At 60.2% G+C, this 18921-nt stretch carries 17 protein-coding genes, 2 tRNA genes and 1 pseudogene; 15 read left to right on the forward strand and 5 right to left on the reverse strand.

What is annotated here, in order from left to right; translation table 11 throughout:
• Window positions 1-12 precede the first annotated feature (12 nt).
• Window positions 13-942: a methylenetetrahydrofolate reductase gene (locus SJY36_RS07630; protein WP_340247389.1), complete on the reverse strand. Its 930-nt coding sequence runs from the start codon at window positions 940-942 to the stop codon at window positions 13-15.
• Window positions 943-990: 48 nt separating this feature from the next.
• Window positions 991-1287: a virulence factor gene (locus SJY36_RS07635; RefSeq protein ID WP_005853250.1), complete on the reverse strand. Its 297-nt coding sequence runs from the start codon at window positions 1285-1287 to the stop codon at window positions 991-993.
• A 261-nt stretch (window positions 1288-1548) separates the two neighbouring features.
• Between SJY36_RS07635 and SJY36_RS07640 the strand changes: the two genes are divergently transcribed.
• The 10 genes from SJY36_RS07640 (at window position 1549) to SJY36_RS07685 (ending at window position 10252) form a co-directional block, all read left to right on the forward strand.
• Window positions 1549-2664, forward strand: a complete 1116-nt coding sequence (locus SJY36_RS07640) for a Ppx/GppA phosphatase family protein (RefSeq protein ID WP_005853251.1) — start codon at window positions 1549-1551, stop codon at window positions 2662-2664.
• Window positions 2664-3452, forward strand: a complete 789-nt coding sequence (locus SJY36_RS07645) for an RlmE family RNA methyltransferase (protein WP_005853253.1) — start codon at window positions 2664-2666, stop codon at window positions 3450-3452. The genes SJY36_RS07640 and SJY36_RS07645 overlap by 1 nt, the downstream gene beginning before the upstream one ends.
• Window positions 3453-3701: 249 nt before the next feature.
• Window positions 3702-6563, forward strand: a complete 2862-nt coding sequence (locus SJY36_RS07650; protein WP_386174039.1) for a monovalent cation/H+ antiporter subunit A — start codon at window positions 3702-3704, stop codon at window positions 6561-6563.
• 1 nt (window position 6564) lies between these two features.
• Window positions 6565-6942 carry a Na+/H+ antiporter subunit C gene (locus SJY36_RS07655; protein ID WP_005853256.1) on the forward strand — a complete coding sequence of 126 codons (378 nt, stop codon included), beginning with the start codon at window positions 6565-6567 and terminating at the stop codon, window positions 6940-6942.
• Complete coding sequence (locus SJY36_RS07660; RefSeq protein WP_386174042.1) at window positions 6939-8585, forward strand: monovalent cation/H+ antiporter subunit D; 1647 nt, start codon at window positions 6939-6941, stop codon at window positions 8583-8585. Before SJY36_RS07655 ends, SJY36_RS07660 begins: the two co-directional genes overlap by 4 nt.
• Before the next feature lies 1 nt (window position 8586).
• Window positions 8587-9078 (forward strand): Na+/H+ antiporter subunit E, encoded by a 492-nt coding sequence (locus SJY36_RS07665; RefSeq protein ID WP_037966473.1) that lies wholly within the window; start codon window positions 8587-8589, stop codon window positions 9076-9078.
• Window positions 9075-9344, forward strand: a complete 270-nt coding sequence (locus tag SJY36_RS07670; RefSeq protein ID WP_005853262.1) for a K+/H+ antiporter subunit F — start codon at window positions 9075-9077, stop codon at window positions 9342-9344. The genes SJY36_RS07665 and SJY36_RS07670 overlap by 4 nt, the downstream gene beginning before the upstream one ends.
• Window positions 9337-9696 carry a Na+/H+ antiporter subunit G gene (locus SJY36_RS07675; protein WP_064215750.1) on the forward strand — a complete coding sequence of 120 codons (360 nt, stop codon included), beginning with the start codon at window positions 9337-9339 and terminating at the stop codon, window positions 9694-9696. The genes SJY36_RS07670 and SJY36_RS07675 overlap by 8 nt, the downstream gene beginning before the upstream one ends.
• Before the next feature lie 186 nt (window positions 9697-9882).
• Window positions 9883-9959 (forward strand) — tRNA-Asp (locus SJY36_RS07680).
• 216 nt (window positions 9960-10175) lie between these two features.
• Window positions 10176-10252, forward strand: a tRNA-Asp gene (locus SJY36_RS07685).
• A 74-nt stretch (window positions 10253-10326) separates the two neighbouring features.
• On the opposite strand, the gene SJY36_RS07690 is transcribed toward SJY36_RS07685, so the two are convergent.
• Window positions 10327-11703, reverse strand: a complete 1377-nt coding sequence (locus SJY36_RS07690) for a M20/M25/M40 family metallo-hydrolase (RefSeq protein ID WP_037944162.1) — start codon at window positions 11701-11703, stop codon at window positions 10327-10329.
• A 337-nt stretch (window positions 11704-12040) separates the two neighbouring features.
• Here SJY36_RS07690 and hemA point away from each other — a divergent pair, with 337 nt between their 5' ends.
• The 5 genes and pseudogenes from hemA to SJY36_RS07715 all read left to right on the forward strand — a co-directional run bounded on the left by hemA (window position 12041) and on the right by SJY36_RS07715 (window position 17609).
• Complete coding sequence (gene hemA / locus SJY36_RS07695; RefSeq protein ID WP_005853267.1) at window positions 12041-13264, forward strand: 5-aminolevulinate synthase; 1224 nt, start codon at window positions 12041-12043, stop codon at window positions 13262-13264.
• A gap of 117 nt (window positions 13265-13381) precedes the next feature.
• The gene (locus SJY36_RS07700; protein ID WP_074635004.1) at window positions 13382-14626 is read left to right on the forward strand and encodes a helix-turn-helix domain-containing protein; all 1245 of its coding nucleotides are present in this window, start codon (window positions 13382-13384) and stop codon (window positions 14624-14626) included.
• A gap of 98 nt (window positions 14627-14724) precedes the next feature.
• A pseudogene (gene ispG, locus SJY36_RS07705) lies at window positions 14725-15858 on the forward strand (flavodoxin-dependent (E)-4-hydroxy-3-methylbut-2-enyl-diphosphate synthase).
• 60 nt (window positions 15859-15918) lie between these two features.
• Window positions 15919-17073, forward strand: a complete 1155-nt coding sequence (locus SJY36_RS07710) for a DNA cytosine methyltransferase (protein ID WP_386174048.1) — start codon at window positions 15919-15921, stop codon at window positions 17071-17073.
• The gene (locus SJY36_RS07715; protein WP_386174051.1) at window positions 17070-17609 is read left to right on the forward strand and encodes a GIY-YIG nuclease family protein; all 540 of its coding nucleotides are present in this window, start codon (window positions 17070-17072) and stop codon (window positions 17607-17609) included. The genes SJY36_RS07710 and SJY36_RS07715 overlap by 4 nt, the downstream gene beginning before the upstream one ends.
• A 3-nt stretch (window positions 17610-17612) precedes the next feature.
• Here SJY36_RS07715 and SJY36_RS07720 read toward each other — a convergent pair whose 3' ends face one another.
• Together SJY36_RS07720 and SJY36_RS07725 are read right to left on the reverse strand one after the other, a co-directional pair.
• The gene (locus SJY36_RS07720) at window positions 17613-18095 is read right to left on the reverse strand and encodes a disulfide bond formation protein DsbA (RefSeq protein WP_386174054.1); all 483 of its coding nucleotides are present in this window, start codon (window positions 18093-18095) and stop codon (window positions 17613-17615) included.
• Window position 18096: 1 nt separating this feature from the next.
• Window positions 18097-18840: a DsbA family protein gene (locus SJY36_RS07725; RefSeq protein WP_009826938.1), complete on the reverse strand. Its 744-nt coding sequence runs from the start codon at window positions 18838-18840 to the stop codon at window positions 18097-18099.
• Window positions 18841-18921: the final 81 nt, after the last annotated feature.

Raw genomic sequence — 18921 nt, forward strand, 5'->3', positions numbered from 1 at the left:
TTCAGTCTTTCCTTAGACGGAGTTGGCTGGTTGAGCAGCGGGTCCGCCATTTTCAATGGCCCAGTTGGCATTCGTCTTGATCCCACCCAGCGGGAAGAAATGCACATGGGTAATGTTGAAATCTGGGTTGGCGGCTTTGTGGGCGGCCAGTTCGGTGATCACATCTGTCGGCTCGTAGGGCAACAGCAGTTTGGTGACATCCATCGCGCGCTTTTGCAGCACCTTCAGCGAAGGGCCGACCCCGCAGGCGATGGCGAATTTGATCAGGGTTTGCAGCTTGGCGGGGCCTGCAATGCCGATGTGGATCGGCAGGTCGATGCCCGCGTGTTTCAGGCTATCGGCCCATTCGATGATCGGCTGCGCCTCGAAAGCGAATTGTGTGGCGATGGCCATCTTCGCGTCCGTCCGTTCGGAGAAACCCTGCTTCCAGCGCAGCGCATCATCCACCCGCAGACGTGATCCATCGGTGTCGATGTCGCGGTTGCCTTCGGGGTGGCCCGCGATGTGCAGCCGTTCAAACCCGTGTTTGTCGAACAATCCGGTGTCCATCAACTGCATGGAGTCGCTGAAATCGCCGTGGGGCGTCGTGACGCCACCGGCCAGCAGCAAGGCTTGGCGTACGTCAGCCTCGCCCTGATACATGGCGATCCAGTTTTCCAGCGTGGCACGATCCTTGATGATGCGGGCGGGAAAGTGCGGCATGACCTTGTAGCCGTCCGCATTGAGCCGCGCCGCGGTGGCGACCATGTCTTCGATCGGGGTGCCGTCGATATGCGCGATATAGACCCGTGTCCCCTCGGGCAGCAGATCGCGGAAGTCTTCGACTTTTTCTGCCGTGCGGGGCATCACCTCGATCGAGTAGTCGCGCAAAAAACCCGCGACCTCGGGGGTAGGCAGATCGGACACGGGGGCTTCTTTGCGCCGGAAGTTCAAAAGGGACATGAGCATTTCTTTCATGAAGGGATCAACTTTTGCACCGGCAACAGGCGGTCAGGCCCAGCCGTCATTGGCAATCAGCGTCTTGATGCGGTCACGGTCGAACTCTGCGTCGATGCGCGCGACCTCTGCATCGGCCACGGCGTCGGGTTCGCCGTCGACCGTATAGGGATCGGCCTTGCGCCATTCGGCCAGATAGGCATCGCTGTCATCCGCGCCGATTTTCATCGCGGCACGGTCGATGGCCTGTTCGAACCGTTCGGGCAGCGGACGCTTGGACCCGCGACGGCCTTTGCCGACGATGACCTGCGCAGGAATATCACGCCAATAGACGATGGTAACTTCGGGCATGATTGATTCCTCTGCTGTGCTTGTTTTTCTTAGCGGCTGTTGATCTGTCCCCGTCGCCGTTTTTCGACATTCAGAACGGCGTCTGCGACGTGGTCACACTACAGCGCGCAACCGCGACAGGCGAGGGGGGCGGGGCGTCATAATTCTCAAGATGGTTGTGAGGGCGACTATAAGCTTACGCTGCCGGATCTCTGGTTTCCCGCTTGCCCCTTGCCCGCAGAAACATTACCTTGGGGGTAACTCAATATGAAAGGCGCAATCATGGCGCCACAGCGTCCCAAAGGTGCGGGCGCGCTCGATGTACCGCCGGCTCTGAGCCCCGCGCCAGTTCCGCCCAGATCGACCGAACTTTATGCGGCCCTTGATCTGGGCACAAATAGTTGTCGCATGCTGATCGCACAGCCAAAAGGCAGCGGTTTCCATGTCGTCGATAGCTTCTCGAAGTCTGTCCAGCTTGGGGCAGGGCTTGAGAAAACCGGGCGATTGTCGCGCGGATCGATGACGCGTACCATTCAGGCATTGCGCATTTGCCAGCAAAAGCTGCGCCGTAACAAGGTGCGGCGGATGCGGCTTGTCGCGACCGAGGCGTGCCGCCGTGCCGCCAACGGTGCGGAATTCATGCAGCGTATCCAGCGCGAGACGGGGCTAAAGCTTGATATCATCAAGCCCGAGGAAGAAGCGCAGCTTGCCGTGATTTCCTGCGCGCCGCTGGTGAACCGCAAGACCCACAACCTGCTGGTGGTGGATATCGGCGGCGGTTCGACCGAATTGGTCTGGATCGACATCTCTAAGGTGCCAAAGGCGGATCGTGCGCAATCCATCATGCGGCTGCATGGGGGTTTCCATCAGGCGAAAACAGACGTGCCTGCCGCGCGTGTGGTCGACTGGATCAGCGTGCCTTTGGGCGTGGCAACCCTGCGCGATCAATTCTCTGACGTGGAAGACGACGCCGCACGCTTTGCCTTGATGAGCTGGTTCTTCGAGGAGAACCTGACCGACTTCACCCCCTATCAGTCGATCCAGTCGCAGGACCATTTCCAGATTGTCGGCACCTCGGGCACGGTCACCACTGTTGCTGCCAGCCATTTGGGGCTAAAGCGCTACGACCGAACAAAGGTGGACGGGCTTCGCATGACCTCGGCGCAGATCGACAAGGTGATCCATTCCTATCTTGCGATGGGGCCGGGGGGCCGGCGTGCCGATCCGCGTATCGGGCTGGACCGTCAGGCGTTGATCATGTCAGGGGCCGCGATCTTGCAGGCGTTGATGCGGTGCTGGCCGACGGATAGATTAAGTGTTGCAGACCGTGGTCTGCGCGAGGGGCTGCTATATGCCCAGATGAGCGCGGATGGCGTTTTGGAAGAAGGATTAGGCTGATGGCGAAAACTCCGACAGGCAAGACGCCCACGGGCGGTGCGTCGGGCGGGAAGACCCCCACTGGCAAGAATACATCAGGGCGCGGCCAGCGTGACCTCAAGGTCAAGGTTAAGTCGGCCCGCGGGCGCAAGCTAAGCTCGACCCGTTGGTTGCAGCGCCAGTTGAACGATCCTTATGTCAAACGCGCCAATGCCGAAGGGTATCGCGGGCGCGCGGCTTACAAGATCATGGAGCTCGACGACAAATACCGCTTTCTGGTGCCCGGTGCGCGGGTGGTCGACCTTGGCGCGGCCCCCGGTGGCTGGTGTCAGGTCGCGGTCAAACGTTGCAATGTTCTGGGCGAGAAAAAGGGCAAGAACGTCGGCACCATTCTGGGGATCGACCTGCAAGAGATGGAGCCGATTGCAGGCTGCGAATTGCACCAGCTTGATTTCATGGAAGACGACGCGGACGAGATCGTCAAAGGCTGGCTGGGGGGCAAGGCCGATGTCGTGATGTCCGACATGGCTGCGTCCAGCTCGGGCCACAAGCAGACCGACCACAACCGGATCATCGCGCTGTGCGAAGCTGCGGCCTATTTTGCTTTTGACGTGCTTGAGGATGGCGGCACGTTTGTCGCGAAAGTGCTGGCCGGCGGGGCGGAGGGCGACTTGCAACAGCTCCTCAAACGTCGGTTTACCAAGGTCGCCAATATCAAGCCCCCCGCCAGCCGGTCCGACAGTTCCGAGAAATTCGTGGTCGCCACCGGTTTCAAAGGGGCGCTACCCGAAGACCAAGAGAATCTGTAGACCCCGCACCGCCCCAAGGCGCGCGGAATTATCAAATGTGATGCGGCAGTTAGACGACTGCCGCATTTTTTTGTGCGGTGGATGCGGTTGCTCTCTTACATATTCGTGAAATGGACCTAAATTGGATCATCGCGCCGCGGCAAAGTTCAATTGCTGCGACAAGAAGCCCTCATAAATCCGTATTTTTCCATCGCAATTTGCGAAAAGAGGGCTGGTCGTTTTGGCGTGGCTCATGACATAGTTGCGGCCATGTCTTTGTTCCTGATTATAGCCCTCCCGTTTCTTGGCGCCTTGCTGCCCGGCCTGATGTATCAGGCAGGCCGTCAAAGCTGCTTTTTGGTGACTTTTCTGGTGACGGCCTGCGCCGCGATCGGCCTTGCGACACATGCACCGGCCGTTCTTGCAGGCGAGGTCGTGACCGCCAGCCTCTCGTGGCTGCCGCAGCTGGGGTTGAACGTGAACCTGTTCCTCGACCCGCTAGGGTTGATGTTCGCGGGTCTGATCCTTGGCATCGGGATGCTGATCATCCTTTATGCGCGGTTCTATCTGTCGCGTGACGACAATATGGGCGCGTTCTTTACCTATCTGCTGCTGTTCCAAGGTGCGATGGTCGGGATTGTTCTGTCGGATAACATACTGATGTTGCTCATTTTCTGGGAGCTGACGTCGCTGTCGTCCTTCCTGCTGATCGGGTTCTGGAAGCATCTGCCCGAAGGACGTCAAGGTGCGCGGATGGCGTTGACCGTGACGGGTATGGGCGGTCTGGCGATGATCGGTGGCATGCTGCTGCTGGGGCAGATCGTGGGCAGCTATGACCTGACCGTGATCCTTGAGAACCGCGAGCTGATCCAAGCGTCGCCGTTGTATCTGCCTGCGCTGATCCTAATCCTGCTGGGCTGTTTCACCAAATCCGCGCAGTTCCCTTTCCACTTCTGGTTGCCGCACGCGATGGCGGCCCCGACGCCGGTGTCGGCCTATCTGCACTCTGCCACGATGGTGAAGGCGGGGCTGTTCCTGATGGCGCGCATGTGGCCGGTGCTGTCGGGCACCGAAATCTGGATCGTGCTGGTCTGCTCTGCCGGGTTGATCACGATGGTGCTTGGCGCGCTGATCGCGATTTTCAAAAACGACCTCAAGGCGCTGCTGGCGTTTTCGACCGTGTCGCATCTGGGGCTGATCACCTTCCTGCTGGGCACGGGCACCTCCTTTGGGGCGATGGCGGCGGTGTTCCACATTCTGAACCATGCGAGCTTTAAGGCCGCCTTGTTCATGAGCGCTGGCATCGTGGATCACGCGGTGCACACACGCGATATGACCCGACTGGGGGGCTTGCGCCGTCTGATGCCGATCACCTTCGCGATTGCCACGTTGGCCGCATTGTCGATGGCGGGTATTCCACTGCTCAACGGGTTCCTGTCCAAAGAGATGATGCTGGAAGAGGCGCTGCACACCACGCTGTTCGGCTCGCCCTATCTGGTGGCGGCAGTGGCAACGCTCGGCGCGCTTTTCTCGGCCGCGTATAGCTTCCGGTTTATTGCGCATACCTTCCTGGGCAAAGAGCGGAACGATTACCCCGCCAAACCCCACGACCCCGAGTTTGGCCTGTGGATTTCCCCGGCTTTGCTGATCATCCCCGTGATCGTCATCGGTGTGGCACCGTTCCTGGCGGAACCCTTTGTGCGCACCGTGACCCAAGCGGTCATCGGCTCTGCCGCCGAGATGCCAAGCGCGCATATCAAGCTGTGGCACGGCTTCGTGCCCGCGCTCGGCATGTCGGCGATTGCTGTGGTGGGTGGTTTGTTGCTGCTCGCCGCCTTCGGCCCGCTGGCGCGTCTTTGGGCCGCCACACGCCGCCCCGAGGCCAAGGACATCTTTGACCGTATCATCGCCGCGGCCGTGGGTCTTGCCGGTCTGGTATCGGAGCGTCTGCATAACGGGTCCTTTACCCGCTACGCCGCCGTCTTCGTGACCGCCGTCGTCGCCATCGGGGCGCATGCGTGGTTTACCGGCACCGATGGCGCCCCCGCGCGCGAGATGCTGCCCATCACGCCCGTCGGCTTTGCCGGTTGGCTGATGCTGATGATTGCGACGGGATTCCTTGTGACGGTGCACCGCAACCGTCTGGCGGTCCTGATCCTGATGGGGATCATCGGCTTGATGGTATCGGTCGGGTTCAACTATTTCTCGGCCCCCGATCTGGCGCTCACGCAGATCTCGGTCGAGGTGGTGACGATTGTCCTGTTGTTGCTGGCGCTCAACTTCATGCCCAACAGCACCCCTAAGGAAAGCACCATTCTGCACCGCAGCCGCGATATCGTGGTATCGGTTGTGGCAGGGCTGGCGGCAGCAGGCCTGATCTATTCGATCCTGATGTCGGATTTCCCGATTGCCTCTATCGCTGACTACCACCTTGCCAATTCCTACAAAGGCGGCGGCGGCACCAATGTGGTCAACGTGATCCTCGTGGATTTCCGTGGCTTCGACACCTTTGGCGAGATCATCGTTCTTGGGATCGCCGCGCTGGTCATCTATGCCCTGACAGAGGCGCTGATGTCCGGCCCTGTGCGCGCGCGTCTGCTGAACCGTGGCTATGAGGAAGAGCGCGCGGGCGATGCCCATCCGCTGATGATGGTGGTGCTGACACGCGTGTTGATGCCTGTCGTTCTGCTGGTCGGTGTCTATATCTTCCTGCGCGGTCACAACGAACCGGGCGGTGGTTTTGTCGCCGGTCTGGTGGTCGCGATCGCGGTCGTAATGCAATATATGGCCAGCGGCTTTGCCTGGGCGGACAAGCGCCAGCGCTATCATTACCACGGGATCATCGGGGCAGGGGTGCTTTGCGCTGGTCTGACCGGTATCGGTGCGTGGTTTGCCGGTGCGCCGTTCCTGTCCTCTGCCTTTGGCTACTTCCGCATCCCCCCGATGGAGAAATTCGAGCTCGCCACCGCTATGGGCTTTGACCTTGGGGTCTTCCTCGCCGTTGTCGGCGCGGTGATGCTGTCGCTTGAAAGTTTCTCGCGCTTGGGCCGTCGCGCCGGCATCGAGGAAAGCGAACATGCTATGGATATCGACCCGTCACGGGATGAACCGAAAACCGAGACGGAGACCTGATATGGAGCTTTTAGTCGCGTCCGCCATTGGCGTTCTCACCGCTGCCGGGATCTATCTGATCCTGCGTCTGCGTACCTTTCCCGTGATCATCGGCACATCGCTGATCAGCTATGCGGTCAATGTATTCCTGTTCGCCTCGGGGCGGCTGGCGTTGAACGCCCCGCCGATCCTGCGCGACGGGGTCGAGGTCTATACCGATCCGCTGCCCCAAGCACTGGTGCTGACGGCGATCGTGATCTCCTTTGGGATGACAGCCGTGGTCGTGATGATCGCGGTCGGGTCCTACCTCAGCGCGGGCGATGATCTGGTCAACGAACCCGACACGCTGGCCGGAGCCGATACCGCAGAACCCTCCCCACGCGGAGGAGGCCCGGCATGACCCATTGGCTTATTCTTCCGATCGTTCTGCCAGCCATGCTGGCGGCGTTCATGGTGCTGGCCGCGCGTTATCACCTGCTGATCCAACGGGTGCTGTCCCTTACGGGCACGCTGGGGTTGCTGGCACTGGCGCTTGGGCTGTTCTGGCAGGCCTCTGACGGGACGGTCAGCTTGTACCAGCTTGGCAACTGGGCGGCACCTTTCGGTATCGTACTGGTCGCGGATCGTCTGTCGACGCTGATGGTCCTGCTGACCTGTGTGCTGGCGCTGCCGGTGCTGCTTTATGCGATCGGGTCGGGCTGGGATAACCGTGGGCGGCATTTCCATCCGCTGTTCCAATTCCAACTTATGGGCATTCTCGGGGCCTTCCTGACCGGTGACGCCTTCAACCTGTTCGTTTTCTTCGAAGTGTTGTTGATCGCCTCTTACGGGTTGATGATCCACGCGGGCGGGCAACGGCGTCTGCGCGCGGGGACGCAATATGTGCTGTATAACCTGCTGGGCTCGACCCTGTTCCTCTTTGCCCTTGGCACGATCTATGCCGAGACAGGCACGCTGAACATGGCCGATCTGGCGATGCGTGTGGCGACGCTTGATGCGGGTGATGGTGCGGGTATCCGCGTTGCTGCCGTGCTGTTGCTGCTGGTCTTTGCGGTCAAGGCCGCGATCCTGCCGCTGCATTTCTGGCTGCCCGCCAGCTATAGCGAGGCACCGGCCCCCGTGGCGGCGCTGTTCGCGATCATGACCAAGGTCGGGGCCTATTGTATCATCCGTTTCTACACGCTGGTTTTCCCCCCCGATCTTGAGATCACGCAGGGGCTGTTTGATGTCTGGCTGATGCCCGCCGCGCTGCTGACCGTCGCCCTTGGTATGGCGGGCGTGTTGGGGGCCAAAAGGGCCGACCGCATGGTCGCGTTCTCGGTGATCGGGTCTATGGGCATGCTGCTGGCTGCCGTGTCGGTCTTTACCCCCGCCGGGATTTCCGCCGCCCTTTATTATGCGATCCATTCCACCTTTGCCGCCGCAGCGCTGTTCTTGCTGATCGACGTGATCCGCAGCCGTCGCGGCGCGGCCGAGGTGTCCTTTGTCGATGCGCCGCCGCTGGCGGGTGGGGCGCTTGTCGCGGGTATGTTCTTTGTCGCGGCGATTGCCATGACCGGTCTGCCGCCGCTCTCGGGCTTTCTGGGCAAATTGCTGATCCTTGACGCGGCACGCAGCGCTGACCTGATGTGGTGGGTCTGGGGTGTGATCCTTGTCGGGTCGCTGATCGCGGTGGTCGGTTTCTCCCGCGCGGGGAGCCAGATTTTCTGGAAAGCGCACCAGTCCGCCCCAGAGCCTGCCGAGGGTGATGAGGCGCCGGTTGTTGCCGAGGGGCAGGGCGTCTTGCCGATGGTGGCCATTGGCGGGCTGCTGGCCCTGCTTGTCGCGCTGACCGTTGCGGCGGGGCCCATGACCCGCGTGCTGAATGCGACGGCTGCCCAGCTGTTTAACCCTGAACGCTATCTTGCGGTGGTCCTGACCACGCCGGGTAAAGAGATCACGGACCATCACGCAGAGGATGACCACGGCGATGCCGAGGGATCAGCCGATGCGACAGAGGACCACGGCGCAGAGGATGCCGCCGCACCAGAAAAGGATCACTGATATGTTGTCCCGACTGCTTCCGCACCCGATGCTGACAGCGATCCTCGCGATTGCCTGGTGTCTGCTGGTCAATGAAATCAAGCTTGGCACCGTTGTCTTTGGTGTCATTCTGGGGCTGCTGATCCCGATTGCCACCGCGGCCTATTGGCCTGACCGCCCGCCGGTCGCGAAACCGGTCAAGCTTCTGGGCTATCTGATCATGGTCATGTGGGATATTCTGGTCGCCAACGTCGTGGTTGCGATGATCGTCCTGTTCAAGTCCAACAAGAACATGCGCCCCGCCTGGGTCGTGATCCCGCTAGAACTGCGCACCCCCGAGGCGATCACCATGCTGGCGGGGACAATCACCCTGACGCCCGGTACGGTGTCGGCGGATGTGTCTGAAGACGGGAAAGCTTTGCTGGTCCATGCGCTGGATGCTGAAAACCCTGACGCGGTGCGTGACGATATCAAACAGCGCTACGAGCGTCGCCTGAAGGAGATTTTCGAATGATTCTGATTGCATTGAATATCGCCTTTGTCGCTGTCGCGGTCTCGCAGCTTCTGGCGATGCTGCGGTTGTTGAAAGGCCCCAATACCGGCGACCGTATCCTGTCGCTGGATACGATGGTCGTGAACGCGATTGCCCTGATCATCCTGCTGGGGATGCGTTTGGGCACCGACATCTATTTTGAAAGTGCGATGATCTTTGCCATGCTTGGCTTTGTGTCGACCGTGGCCATCGCGCGCTTTGTACTGCGAGGTGATATCATTGAGTGATCTACCCCTAATCCCCGAAATCATCATCTCGGCCCTGCTGATCGTGGGCGGGTTCTTTACCCTTGTCGGTTCCATCGGCCTGATCAAGCTGGACAACTGCATGTCCCGTCTGCACGCGCCGACCAAAGCATCGACACTGGGCGTGGGATCGCTGCTGATGGCGGCGATGATCTATTCCTTCGCGTCCGGCACCGGGTCCCTGCACGAGATTCTGGTAATGGCGTTCTTGTTCGTCACAGCCCCTATCACCGGCAATTTCATCGCCAAGGTGAATTTGCACCGGCTGCATCAGACCAAGGATATGCCGCCAGCGCCCAGTGATCACGTCTGGGGCACATACTCCGACAAGTAAGCCAAGCCCGCGCCCCAAAGCGCGGGTTTTTTCTTGGGCGCAAGGTAGGTCGGGCAGGGCCTCTGACGGCGGATCAAAGAAAATTTCAATTTTCCTGCCGATCCATGCAAAACCCCGCTTGACGCCATCGCGAGCAAACCCTATCACCACCAAACGCTTCGACGGCAACGACGAAGTACGCAGTGGGCGGTTGTAGCTCAGTTGGTTAGAGTACCGGCCTGTCACGCCGGGGGTCGCGGGTTCGAGCCCCGTCAACCGCGCCACCGCTGCATTTTATCAGATATTTTGATAACAAGCACACGCCCTTCGGGGCGTGGTTTGCTTGTGCGTTCAGCCCCCTGATTTCCGCCTAGGGCAGAGGATTTCGGGTGCTGATTCATGCGCAAAATGCGGCGATGAAAATTTCCAAAATTCTTTGTAGTTTTCTGCGGTTAATCGCTTGACGCTCTGCGCTGGTTATCTTATTCCGCCCTTACTGCGCGGTTGTAGCTCAGCTGGTTAGAGTACCGGCCTGTCACGCCGGGGGTCGCGGGTTCGAGCCCCGTCAACCGCGCCACTTCTCCCTTTTTAGATTTCTGATTTACCTCGTCCTAAAAAGGGAAAAGCGGGCCGTTAGGCCCGCCCGTTTGCTTACGTCATCGCATCCAGAATACGTGCCCAGCTTCGGATACCCTTGTGGAAGCTTTCGAGGTCGTATTTTTCGTTCGGGGAGTGGATGGCGTCGTCGTCTTTGCCGAATCCGATCAGCACCGGCGTGGTATCCAGAATTTTCTGGAAATGCCCCGCAATGGGAATCGATCCGCCACAGCCGACATAGGCAGCGGGAACATTCCATTCATCGGTCAGCGCTTTGCGTGCATCTTCGAATGCGGGCGCAGTGGTCTCAAAGACCGATCCTTGGCTCGACCCGTGGGCGTGGAACGTCGCTTCGCAGTCCTCGGGCATCATGTCTGTCACCATCTTGCGAAAGCTTTCGCGGATGACGTGCGGGTCCTGGGTGCCCACCAGACGGAAGCTGATCTTGGCGTGGGCCTGCGAGGGCAGCACGGTCTTGAAGCCGGCACCTGTGTATCCGCTCCACATGCCGTTGACCTCGCAAGTGGGGCGCGACCAGATCATCTCGATCGGCATGCGGTCCTGTTCGCCGGCGGGTTTCGACAGGCCCACATCGCCAAGGAAACTGTCGTGATCAAAGGCAAGCCCCTGCCACTGCGCCTGAATATCGTCGGGCAGTTCTGGCACCCCGTCATAGAAACCGGGCACCGTGATGCGGCCCGTGTCGTCGTGCAGGGAGGCGATGACCTTGGACAGGACGCGCGCGGGGTTCATCGACACGCCGCCATACATGCCAGAGTGCAGGTCAAGATCAGGGCCGGTGATGGTGACCTCTTCGCCCATCAAGCCACGCAGCATCGTCACGATCGACGGCACCTTGGACTGGAACATGCCCGTATCGCAGATCATCGCATAGTCGGCGCGTAGCTCGTCGGCATTCTCTTCCATAAAGGGCACCAGCGACGGGGAGCCTGATTCTTCCTCGCCCTCAAAGAAGAAGGTCATGCGGCAGGGAAAATCGCCATTGACCGCTTTCCACGCGCGCAGCGCCTCGACAAAGGTCATCAGCTGGCCCTTGTCATCTGCGGCACCGCGTCCGCGGATCACGCGGCCTTTTGCCGTGTCCTCGACCGCGGGATCAAAGGGATCGCGGTGCCACAGGTTCAGCGGATCGACAGGCTGGACGTCATAGTGACCGTAGAACAGGATATGCGGCTTGTCGGCGGGGCCGTCCACATGGCCCACCACCATCGGGTGACCGGGGGTGGGGCGTTTGGTGGTCTTGATGCCGATGCTGTTCAGATCTTCGACCAGCCAATCGGCGGCGCGGTCGCAGTCTTCCTTGAACGCGGGGTCAGTCGAGATGGAGGGGATGCGCAGCAGATCGAGCAGCCGGTCGGTGGCCGCATCCAGATCATGATCGATCCGTGCCAATACGTCGGGTAGGGACATGGGGGTAAACCTTTCTGTCAGGGTGAAGATTGCCGCGACCGTATCAGCGCGCTTGGCCGTGTCCAGTGGTCCGCCCGAGGTGGCCGCAGCTTGCGCGCCATACAGCGTGAGAATCGCTTGAAAAACATGCCTTTGACCCAAGCGGGACAGCGTGCAGGTTTCCGATGCGCGACATCCGACTGCGATGCGACGCGCCCCGGGGCGGCACCTGCGACAATCGGTTCCTATTAAGGCATTGAATTGAATGGCTCTAAACTATATTCATTCTAAAGCACGAATATGGCGAATGATCCGGTTGCCTTTGCTGGTCCCGCCACCGACGAAGGAGCAAGGCGCAATGGACTATACCAAACAGCTTGATCAGGCGATTGACCGGCTGCACGAGGAAGGTCGCTACCGCACCTTCATCGACATTGAACGCCGCAATGGTCAATTCCCCCACGCTGTCTGGACCCAACCCGATGGGCAAGAGAAGAATATCACCGTCTGGTGCGGGAATGATTACCTCGGGATGGGGCAAAACCCTGTCGTTCTGGCCGCGATGCACGAAGCACTTGATGCGACGGGTGCAGGGTCGGGCGGGACGCGTAATATCTCGGGCACCACGATTTACCACAAACGTCTTGAGGAAGAGCTGTCGGACCTGCACGGCAAAGAAGCCGCCTTGCTGTTCACCAGCGCGTATATCGCCAATGACGCGACGCTCAGCACGCTGCCCAAGCTGTTTCCCGGTCTGATCATCTATTCCGACGAGCTGAACCATGCGTCGATGATCGAAGGGGTCCGCCGCAATGGCGGGGCCAAGCGTATCTTCCGCCATAACGATGTGGAGCACCTGCGCGCGCTTATGGCCGCCGATGATCCCGCCGCACCCAAGCTGATCGCCTTTGAATCGATTTACTCGATGGATGGCGATTTCGGCCCGATCGAGGCGATTTGCGACATTGCCGATGAATTCGGCGCGCTGACCTATATCGACGAGGTCCACGCCGTGGGGATGTACGGCCCGCGTGGGGCAGGGGTCGCCGAGCGTGATCGCCTGATGCACCGGCTGGATATCATCAACGGAACGCTGGCCAAGGCCTACGGCGTGATGGGTGGCTATATCGCGGCCTCGGCCAAGATGTGCGACGCCATCCGGTCTTACGCGCCGGGGTTCATCTTTACCACGTCCCTGCCGCCAGCGGTTGCCGCCGGTGCTGCGGCTTCGGTCGCCTACCTCAAGACCGCGCCCGAACTGCGCGAGAAGCACCAGCAGCAGGCCAAAGTGCTGAAACTGCGGCTCAAGGGATTGGGTCTGCCGATCATTGATCACGGCAGCCATATCGTCCCTGTGATTGTCGGAAACCCCGTACACACCAAGATTCTGTCGGATCGCCTGCTAGAGGATCACGGCATCTATGTGCAGCCGATCAACTTCCCCACCGTGCCCCGCGGGACAGAGCGTTTGCGCTTTACCCCGTCGCCCGTACATGGCCCGCTGGAAATCGAAGGGCTGGTCCACGCGATGGACGCTTTGTGGTCCCATTGTGCGCTGAATCGTGCCGAAATGGCGGGGTGACCCCGAATATTTCGTATAGTCCGTTGATTTATGCTACCGATATCGAAAGAAAAGCTTAATCTCGAATCAACATGTTGTTTCGATTAAGGGCAGCGGGCATAGCTACGGGACATTTTTATGATTGGGCGGTGGTCTTCCAAGTCGGCAGATAACGAGCAAGTTGAAGCCAAAGGTTTCGACGCGTTCGACCTGCGCCTTGGTGACCTGATGCGCGGTGAACGCGCGACGCTTGGTAAATCACTGCTGGATGTCCAACGCGAGCTTCGCATCAAGGCCTCCTACATTGCCGCGATCGAAAACGCCGACCCGGAAGCCTTTGATACACCTGGATTTATTGCCGGTTACGTGCGGTCTTATGCGCGCTATCTGAACATGGATCCAGACAAGGCGTTCGCGGCCTTCTGCGCTGAATCGGGTTTTGCCGTGGCGCATGGCATGTCCTCTAAAGCGTCGGTTGTTAAAAAGCCGACCCGCGAAGAGCGTATGACCCGCAATGGCGAGAGCGATATTTTCGCCCGCCCTGCGACGCCCTTTACCCCCGTCGGTGATTCCCTTCTGGCGCGCATAGAGCCCGGTGCTTTGGGCTCGCTGCTGGTGCTCGTCGCTTTGATCGGCGGGATCGGCTATGGCGGGTGGAGCGTTCTGAAAGAAGTGCAGCGCGTGCAGGTCTCTCCGGTGGATGAAACCCCTGTTGTGCTGTCTGATCTTGATCCGCTGCAAGGCGCGCTTGCCTCCGCTCCCGAAACGACAGAAGACCCCGATGCGCCGACCGCGATGGCTGTGCCACGTTCGGACGCGCTGGACCGGCTTTATCGTCCTGCCGCACTGGATGTGCCTGTTCTGGTCGCGCGGGATGCGCCGATTTCCTCGATTGATCCGCGCAGTATCGGCAGCTTTGCCTCGACCTCGCCTTCGCCTTCCGTCGGGGATGCGCTGCGCACCGCTGAAAACACCGTGGTCCAACGGGATACGCCCGATGTGTTGCCGGGTGCCGTGCCGCAGGTGGTCGAAGGGCCCGCGCCGCAGCTGCGTATGGTTGCAGCCTATCCATCCTGGGTGCGTGTACGCGCCGCAGATGGCAAGGTTATCTTTGAAGGCATCATGAACAAGGGCGACAGCTGGGATATCCCCGCCACCGAAGAGCCCCCGACGCTGCGCACCGGCGAATCCGGCGCGCTGTATTTCGCGATGGACGGGCAGTACTTTGGGCCTGTTGGCGATCGTGGGGCTGTGACGTCCAACCTGCCGCTGCACCGTCAGGCGCTGGCGGAGCTTTACGAGCCAGCCGTACTGGAAGAGAATTCCGCGCTCGCGACAATGGTGGCCGAGCTGAAGAATGCGGCGACTTCGCCGACGGAATAAGCCGGATACCATTGCAACAACGCGACGGGCTGAATAGGTGTAGGGCGAACCGAACTTGACAGACCCTTCGACTGTTTCATTGCCAAAGGTAGCTTTGCATGTCCCTCAATCACATTCGCCCGTGGCGCAACATTTACCGCCGGAAGTCCCGTCAGATCATGGTGGGGAATGTGCCGGTCGGGGGCGATGCGCCGATCACAGTGCAGACGATGACGAATACGCTGACGACGGATGTCAAAGCGACCATTGCGCAGATTTAGGCCGCCGCCGATGTGGGGGCCGATATCGTGCGTGTGTCGGTGCCGGATGTCGAAAGCTCCAAGGCACTGAAAGAGATCGTGCGCGAGGTATCGGTGCCGATCGTGGCGGATATCCATTTCCACTACAAACGCGGAATCGAAGCCGCCGAGGCGGGGGCCGCCTGTCTGCGGATCAATCCGGGCAATATCGGCGATGAAAAGCGCGTCAAAGAGGTGATCAAGGCCGCGCGGGACAACAATTGTTCGATCCGGATCGGCGTGAATGCTGGATCGCTGGAACGTCACCTGCTTGAGAAATACGGCGAGCCATGCCCCGATGCGATGGTCGAAAGCGGGATGGATCACATCAAGATCCTGCAAGACAATGATTTCCACGAATTCAAGATCAGCTGCAAAGCTTCTGACGTCTTTATGGCCGCCGCTGCCTACCAGCAGTTGGCCGAGGCGACGGATGCGCCGATCCACCTTGGCATCACCGAGGCGGGGGGGCTGACCTCCGGCACGATCAAATCGGCCATTGGCCTGGGCAATCTATTGTGGATGGGTATCGGTGACACGATCCGTGTGTCCCTGTCTGCGGACCCTGTGGAAGAGGTCAAGGTCGGCTACGAGATCCTGAAATCCCTTGGTCTGCGTCACCGTGGTGTGAATATCATCAGCTGCCCCAGCTGCGCGCGTCAGGGCTTTGACGTGATCAAGACCGTCGAGGCGCTGGAACAACGGCTGGAGCATATCAAAACCCCGATGAGCCTGAGCATCATCGGCTGCGTCGTCAATGGCCCCGGTGAGGCGCTGATGACGGATGTGGGCTTTACCGGCGGGGGCAACGGGTCGGGCATGGTCTATCTTGCGGGCAAACAAAGCCACAAGCTGGGCAATGACGCGATGATCGATCACATTGTCGAACAGGTCGAAGCCCGCGCCGCCGTCATCGAAGCAGAGACCCAAGCGGCAGAGCAAGCAGCCGAGTGACTTTGCCCCAAGCGGCGCATTTGCCATCGACAGATATTTGCGTATTCCATATCAATAGATATGCCTGATCACGCCGCCAAGACCCCGACGTACGCCGAGTTTTTCTGCGGCGGTGGCATGGTGCGCGCGGCATTGCAGGACCGCTGGGATTGCGTGCTGGCCAATGATATCGACGCGATGAAATGCAAGGTCTATGCCCAGAATTGGGGGCAGGCGGCATTGCATCAGGGCGATATCGCGGCCATGCCCGATGACCTTCTGACGCGTCAGATCGATATGTATTGGGCGTCGAGCCCTTGTCAGGATTTCAGCCTTGCGGGCAAGGGGCGGGGCTTGGGCGGCGCGCGCAGCGGTGTCTTTGCCCATTGGGCCGACAAGATTGCCACGGCCATAAAAGCAGGCTTTGCGCCGCGTATTATCGCCTTTGAAAACGTCGTCGGGTTGGTGTCGCGCAATGGTGGGGCGGATATGAACACCGTACTCGCGACCTTTGTGCGGCTTGGCTATAAGGTCGGCGCGCTCGAGATCGACGCGCGGCGTTTCCTGCCGCAAAGCCGACCGCGGCTGTTCGTTGTGTGCGTGCGCGAGGATATCGACATCTCGGGGCTGACGGTGCCAAAACCGTCCCATGTCTTTCACGGCAAAAAGTTGCAAAAATTTCTCGCCTCCGCCGCACGGCCGGTCCGATCCAACTGGGTCTGGTGGAAATTGGGGGATGCCCCTGCCGACGAACAGGCGCTTGAGGGTGTGCTGGAACGGCGTGCCACCATGCCGTGGTTCAGTGCCGCGGATACCGACCGTCTGCTGACGCTGATGTCGCCTCCCAGCCTTGAACGGCTGCGCGTGGCGCGTAAGGCGGGGCGCACCGTGGTAGGCACAATCTATAAACGCGGGCGCCCCGATGCGGATGGGAATGTGCGCCAACGGGCAGAGCTGCGCACCGACGGGATCGCGGGCTGCTTGCGGACCCCTGCGGGCGGGTCCTCGCGGCAGATCCTGATGTTTATCAAGGGCAACCAGACCAAGGCCCGGCTTGTCTCCTCGCGCGAGGTGGCGCGGCTGATGGGGTTGCCGGACAGCTACAAGATGCCCGATACCTACAACAACGCCTACCGCGTGGCGGGGGATGGGGTCGCCGTGCCCGTCGTACGCTATCTCGACGAGGTGTTGTTCGCGCCCCTGCTTGAGCGTCAGTCACTGGGGGCCGTCGCGTGAACGCGGCGCAGGCGTTTCGGGGCGAGGCACTGGCGGCGCTGACCAATCAGATCGGCGTCTATGCGCTGTGCGATCTGGACGGCAACCCGATTTATGTGGGCCAGTCGGTTGATGGTATCCGCACGCGGGTGCGCCGGCATCTGACATCGGCGCGGTCCGATGTGATTGCCAACCGTCAGATCGACGTGTGGGAGATCGCCTTTGTCTGGGCCTGGCCGGTGGCGACGAAGGCAGAGGTCGAACCGCTGGAGCGCGCGATCTTTGCTCATTACGACGCTGAATTGCCGCTGATGAACGGCAAGGCGATGGTGGCGGATGCACCGCTGTTCGACTGGCCGGAAAAGCAGGTGGTGCAGGTCATCGACGAAGAGGAACGACAGTCGCGTCTGACCCCGTCAAACCGGCTGCCGCGCCAGATCAAGCAGTATGACTTGCTGGTCGATTATATCCTCAACGTGAAAGAGGCCCCGCATCTCAAGCGGTCGCTTGATGCGCATTTCAAACGCATGGTGCGCTATCATCAGCGGTTTCTCTAAGCGCTACGGGGCCAGATACCGCCGCAGCACGATGTCGGGCATATGGCCACGCAAGATGCGGTCTTCCATGACGTAGAAGGGAGGATCGGTCATGCCAAGCTGTGCCGCAAGGGCGGCGCTGGCAGGATCAGACATCATGTGATGCGTGAAGGTGGTTCTATATGTATCTGTTATCACTTCCAATTCCGCCAGTGCGCGATCGCAGCCTGCGCAGTCGTCGCCGGTAAACAACGCAATCGGCGCTCCGGCCAATACTTGATCTGTCAGGGATGCGATAAGCGCGAGATCCGCCTGCGCCTTCTCTTGATAGGCTTCGGCAGCATAGTTGCGGGGGGCCACAGCGGGTGCTGCAAGCTCGGGCTCTGCCAGAAGCAACGCCCGCACTTCTTCCCCCAAGGCGCGCCGTTCTGCATGGGTCAGCGCGCCAAAGTCGGTCTGCGCGGCCACCGGAAAGGCCGCCACGCAACAGGCTAGTGCCAGTCGCATTCTAGCCGCGTTTTTCTTCCAGAATGGCTTTCATCTGGTCGTAAGGCAGATAGCCGCGCAGCAGTTCGTCCTGCATCACAAAGGTCGGTGTGCCGGAAATCTGCAGCGTCTGTGCCAGTGCGCGGGTCTTTTCGATCTCGGCGGTGACTTCGGCACTGTCCATCTTTTCCTGAATGGCCTCGGCATCCAGATCAAAGCTGCTGGCCAAGCGTCCCAGCGACGTCGGGGTGATGTCACCGTTAAAGCTCATCAAGGCGTCATGTACGGATTTATAGGCCTCGTCCCCCGCAACGATCTTGGTCGCGATGGCAAAGCGTGAGGCGACCATGGATTGTTCGCCCAGAATCGGCAGTTCTTTCACGATAAAGCGGATGTTGCCGTCGCCATTGACCAGCTTTTCAACCTCGGAGAACGCTTTTTTGCAGTAGCCGCAGCGGTAGTCCATGAACTCTACGATGGTCATGTCGCCTTCGGGATTGCCACCGACATAGGAATAGCCGTCGTCAAAGATCGCGGCCGCATTGTCGGATACCAGCGTGAAATCCGCTTGCGCCTGTGCTTCGGCCTGACGGGCCTGCAGCTGGTTCACCGCTTCCATGATCACTTCGGGGTTTTCCATCAGATAGGCGCGGACCTCGGCGCGGAATTGCGCGCGTTCTGCATCGGTCAGTTCGGTCAGGTCCATCGCATGGGCGGGGGCTGTCAGGGAAAGGGCCACTAGGGCGGGGGCGATCAGCTTTTTCATCAGGGTCACTCGCTTGTTGTTGCGCGGGCGGTGCAGGCACCGGTTGCAAGGGTGGTGCGCGATTTTGCCAGCGCGCACAAG

The organism is Sulfitobacter sp. R86518 (genome assembly GCF_042466275.1).
Taxonomy (GTDB): Bacteria; Pseudomonadota; Alphaproteobacteria; order Rhodobacterales; family Rhodobacteraceae; genus Sulfitobacter; species Sulfitobacter pontiacus.